At 64.8% G+C, this 4488-nt stretch carries 4 protein-coding genes and 1 pseudogene; all 5 read right to left on the bottom strand.

The annotated features are described in order from the left end of the window. A pseudogene (locus EN964_RS25835) lies at nucleotides 1-230 on the bottom strand (4-hydroxy-tetrahydrodipicolinate reductase); the annotation flags it as partial. A 17-nt stretch (nucleotides 231-247) separates the two neighbouring features. Beyond that, nucleotides 248-2341 carry an ATP-dependent helicase gene (locus tag EN964_RS25830; protein ID WP_127269823.1) on the bottom strand — a complete coding sequence of 698 codons (2094 nt, stop codon included), beginning with the start codon at nucleotides 2339-2341 and terminating at the stop codon, nucleotides 248-250. An 85-nt stretch (nucleotides 2342-2426) separates the two neighbouring features. After that, nucleotides 2427-2600: a hypothetical protein gene (locus EN964_RS25825; protein ID WP_127269821.1), complete on the bottom strand. Its 174-nt coding sequence runs from the start codon at nucleotides 2598-2600 to the stop codon at nucleotides 2427-2429. 404 nt (nucleotides 2601-3004) lie between these two features. Then, nucleotides 3005-4177: a M20 aminoacylase family protein gene (locus EN964_RS25820; RefSeq protein ID WP_127273269.1), complete on the bottom strand. Its 1173-nt coding sequence runs from the start codon at nucleotides 4175-4177 to the stop codon at nucleotides 3005-3007. A gap of 17 nt (nucleotides 4178-4194) precedes the next feature. Then, the coding region (locus EN964_RS25815) for a M20/M25/M40 family metallo-hydrolase (RefSeq protein ID WP_127276901.1) at nucleotides 4195-4488 on the bottom strand (294 nt) is incomplete at its 5' end.

The following is a 4488-nucleotide window of genomic DNA, read 5'->3' as shown; positions in this document are numbered from 1 at the left end:
GCGCAAATGCTGGCCAGATCAGCCGAGGCAGCCGGCGTGGTGAAGTCGATGACCAGGTCGGCCACGGCAAGCGCCTCGTCGCGGCTCACCAGCCCTTCGCCGATACTGCCCGGCCGGTGGAAGCGGGCGGCGAGCGCCAGCCGCGCGTCGCCCTGCATGGCGGACGCCATCCCGCGGCCCATGCGGCCCAGCGCACCCGCTATGGCGACCCTGACCGGTGGTTTCAACATGGGGCGCTATCCCGCAGCTATTTCCACATGCCGCGCATGCGCGCGCCGATGTCGACGCGCACCTCCGGCCGAGCCGCCCTGCCCTGTGCCGCCTGTGCGCTCGGCCAGGACACCTGCTGGAACGCAGCCAGGATCGAAGCCGGGATGAAGCGGGTGCGCGAGGCATAGAGATGGCGGTCGCCGCGCGCCGCCTGGCCGTGCGGAAAGAAGCGTTGCGGCATGACCAGGTTGAGATTGTCCTTGGCTCGCGTCATCGCCACGTAAAGCAGCCGGCGCTCCTCCTCGATGTCCTCCTTGGTGCCGACGCCGAGATCGGCCGGGATACAGCCGTCGACCGTGTTGAGCACGAAGACGTTCTTCCATTCCTGGCCCTTGGCCGAATGGATGGTCGACAGGATCAGATAGTCCTCGTCGCGATGCGGCGGCCCGGCCTGGTCGCTGGTGGCGTCCGGCGGATCGAGCGTCAGTTCTGTCAGGAAGCGTTCGCGCGAGGCGTAGCCCGAGCCGATCTGCTCGAGTTGCAAGAGATCGGCGCGGCGCGTCGTTGCATCCTCGTGGATGCGCTCCAGATGCGGCTCGTACCACAGCCTGATCTGTTCGAGATCAGCAGGCCATTTGGCGCCGGCGCGCAGGCCGGAATAGAGCGAGACGAAGCCCGGCCAGTCATCGGCGGCGCGTTGCGGCGGACGCCAGCCGGCCAGCCCCATCGCCTCGTCCAGCGCCGTCGTCATGGTCTCGACGATCTGCGCGGCAGCCGAAGGGCCGATGCCCGGCATCAGCTGCAGCACGCGGAAGCCGGCGACCCGGTCGCGCGGGTTTTCGGCAAAGCGCAGCACCGCCAGCACATCCTTGACGTGAGCGGCATCGAGAAATTTCAAGCCGCCGAACTTGACGAAGGGAATGTTGCGCCGCGTCAGCTCGATCTCCAGCGGGCCGCTGTGGTGCGAGGCGCGAAACAGCACCGCCTGCGATTTCAGTGCCGTGCCGGCCTCGCGCTCGGCCAGGATGGTATCGCAGACGAAATTGGCCTGCTCGACCTCGTCGCGCACGGTCACCAGTTTTGGCCTGTCGGTCGACTTGCGCTCCGACCACAGGTTCTTGGTGAAGCGCTCCGAGGCTTCGCCGATCACCGCATTGGCGGCCGCCAGGATGGTTTCGGTCGAGCGGTAATTGCGCTCCAGCATCACGACGTCGGCGGCTTGCGCGAACTGGTTGGGGAAGTCGAGGATGTTGCGCACCTCGGCGGCGCGGAACGAATAGATCGACTGCGCATCGTCGCCCACCACCGTCAGCCCGGCGCCGTCGGGTTTCAGTGCCATGAGGATCGAAGCCTGCAGGCGATTTGTGTCCTGGTATTCGTCGACCAGCACATGGTCGAAACGCCCGCCCAGATGCGCTGCTATCTCGGGCTCCGCCGCCATCTGCGCCCAGTAGAGCAGCAAATCGTCGTAATCGAGCACGTTTTGCGCCTGCTTGGCCTCGACATAACCGGCGAACAATTGTTTCAGCTGCTCGGCCCAACCGGCGCACCAGGGAAAGGCGGAACCCAACACCTCGTTGAGCGGCGCCTGTGCGTTGACGGCGCGCGAATAGATGGCAAGGCAGGTTCCCTTGGTGGGGAAACGCGCTTCCGTCTTCGAGAAGCCGAGTTCGTGGCGGACCAGATTCATCAGGTCCGCGGAATCCTCGCGATCATGGATGGTGAAGGCAGGGTCGAGGCCGATCTCCAGCGCATAGTCGCGAAGCAGCCGCGCGCCGATGCCGTGAAAGGTTCCCGCCCAGGTCAGCGCATCGGTGATGACAGCTGCATCGCGGCCGAGCACTTCGCCGGCGATACGCTCGACGCGCCTGGCCATTTCGGACGCGGCGCGGCGCGAGAACGTCATCAGCAGGATGCGGCGCGGGTCGGCCCCCTTGACGACCAGATGGGCGACGCGGTGAGCTAGCGTGTTGGTCTTGCCCGAACCGGCGCCGGCAATGACCAGCAGCGGACCGGCTATCTGGCCGTCGCCGTGCTCGACTGCCTGGCGCTGGGCATCGTTGAGCCGGGCGAGATAGGCAGGCTGGACGGTCGGGTCCCGAAAGGTCGAATCAGCAGTGGCGAGGTTCATCCCCCATCAAGCATCGTTTCTGCTTTGTTCGCAATATCGATGCGGGGCTGGCCTCGTGACAGGCCGAAGTGCGACATCCGTGTCTTTAGCGTTGCGGATCGACACCCATGTCGGCCGACTGCCGCCGCAAGGTCTCGCGATCATATTGCGACGGCGGCAACAGCAGCGGGTCGACCGTATCGGGCACGTTTTCGACCATCTTCCTGGCGATACGATAAGTGACATAGGCGAAGGCGCCGGCGACGAGCAGACGGAACATAGTGCAACACTCCTTTGGAGTAGAACCAACCGGGGAAACCGCCTTTGGTTCCCTTGCCAATCGTCCACGCGCGCAGTCGAAGATGGAGGGCGGTTTCGCCAGCGCTCCCCGATGCATTCTTGAGGCAACCGGAGGCGGAACTTGGCGTTTTGCGGGGTTCGCGTGCTGCCGCAACCCGCTGTGGCGTCCCGGACGGACTTTTTGGAGAAGAAGGCCGGCGCCGCTTGGGAGGAGTGAAGCGCCGGCCAAGCGGATAATTAGGTCCGCCGCACAGGTAAGGCTAGCTGAGTCTTTCCCCTGCGTCATCGGGGGATTATCTTTGTTAAAAGCGTACCGAGGCGCACTGCCCTATCGGTCGCCGGTCCGTCACAAGCTTGTCCTGGCCAGCATCCCGGCAATCTCCTTCATCTTCCCGCCTCGCCGCCCAATTGTTGCCTGACCAGCGCGACATGGAAATTCGTGCCGAACAACAGCCCGTCATCGTCGAAATCGTAGCTGGAATTGTGCAGCGGCGCCGAGCCCTCGCCATTGCCGAGGAAGACGAAGCAGCCCGGCACATGGTCGAGGAAGCGGGCGAAATCCTCGGAGGCGGTCATCGGCTCGCGAGCGACGGCGATGTTGCCGGGTTTGAAGACGTGCCTTGCGGCGGCAAATGCTGCATCGACCATTTCAGCATCGTTGCGCAGCGGCACGAACTCCCTGCTGTAATTGACCTCGGCCGCGACATTGTAGGCGGCAGCGGTGCCCTGCGTAATGATGCGCATCTGCCGCTCGATCTCGGCGCTGACCTCGGGGCGGAAGCTGCGCGCATCGCCGAGGATGCGGGCAAGGCCGGGCAGAGCGTTGCGGGTGCCGTCGGTGATCAGCTCGGTCACCGAAACCACCGATATGTCGGCCGGGCTCAGCCGGCGCGAGACGATGGTCTGCAGATTGGTGACCAGCGCGCAGGCGGCGACCAGCGTCTCATTGCCCGCATGCGGCCGCGCGGCATGGCCGCCGAGCCCTTTGAGCACGATCTCGAAGATATCCTCGGCCGACATTATGGGGCCGGCACGGGTCTCGAAATGCCCGATCGGCAAGCCGGGCATATTGTGCAGGCCGAAGATCTCGTCGAAGGGAAAGCGCTGCATCAGCCCATCGTCGAGCATGGCGAGTGCGCCCCTGCCCCATTCCTCGGCCGGCTGAAAGACGAAGCGCACGGTGCCGTCGAAACCGCCCTCACCTGCCAGCAGCTTTGCCGCGCCGAGCAGCATGGTGGTGTGGCCGTCATGGCCGCAGGCATGCATGATGCCAGGATTGCCGGACCGGTAGGGTGCGTCCGATTGTTCTGATATGCGCAGTGCATCCATGTCGGCCCTGAGCGCAATCGCCCGATTGCCGCTGCCGCGCGTCAACGTGCCGACGATACCGGTGCCGCCGACGCCTTCGCTGACGTCATCGAGGCCGAACTCACGCAGTTTGGCAGCGACGAAGGCTGCGGTACGCTTCTCCTCGAAACCGAATTCGGGATGCGCGTGCAGATCGCGCCGCCAGAAAATCATTTCCTGCTTCAGCGCATCGCGATCGAGTTCAGACATTTTCCGCCCCTTCTGACCTAGTTTGCCAGTTGCGCGGCCACATCAAGCAGGATGTTGGCCCCGGCAACAAGCTCGGAATCTTCGGTGTGTTCGCGCGGACTGTGGCTGATGCCATCGGCGCTCGGCACGAAGATCATGGCCGCCGGTGCGATGCGCGCCAGCATCTGTGCATCGTGGCCGGCGCCGGACGTCATGCGCCTGACGCCAAGGCCACGGCGTTTCGCGGCCGCCTCGATTCGTTCGACGATGCGAAGGTCGAAGATCACCGGCTCGAAGCGAGCCAGTTGCTCGACCGAGATCGTCACGTTCTC

The organism is Mesorhizobium sp. M7A.F.Ca.CA.001.10.2.1, assembly GCF_003998575.1.
GTDB lineage: Bacteria > Pseudomonadota > Alphaproteobacteria > Rhizobiales > Rhizobiaceae > Mesorhizobium.
This window is presented reverse-complemented; position numbering and strand designations above follow the sequence as displayed.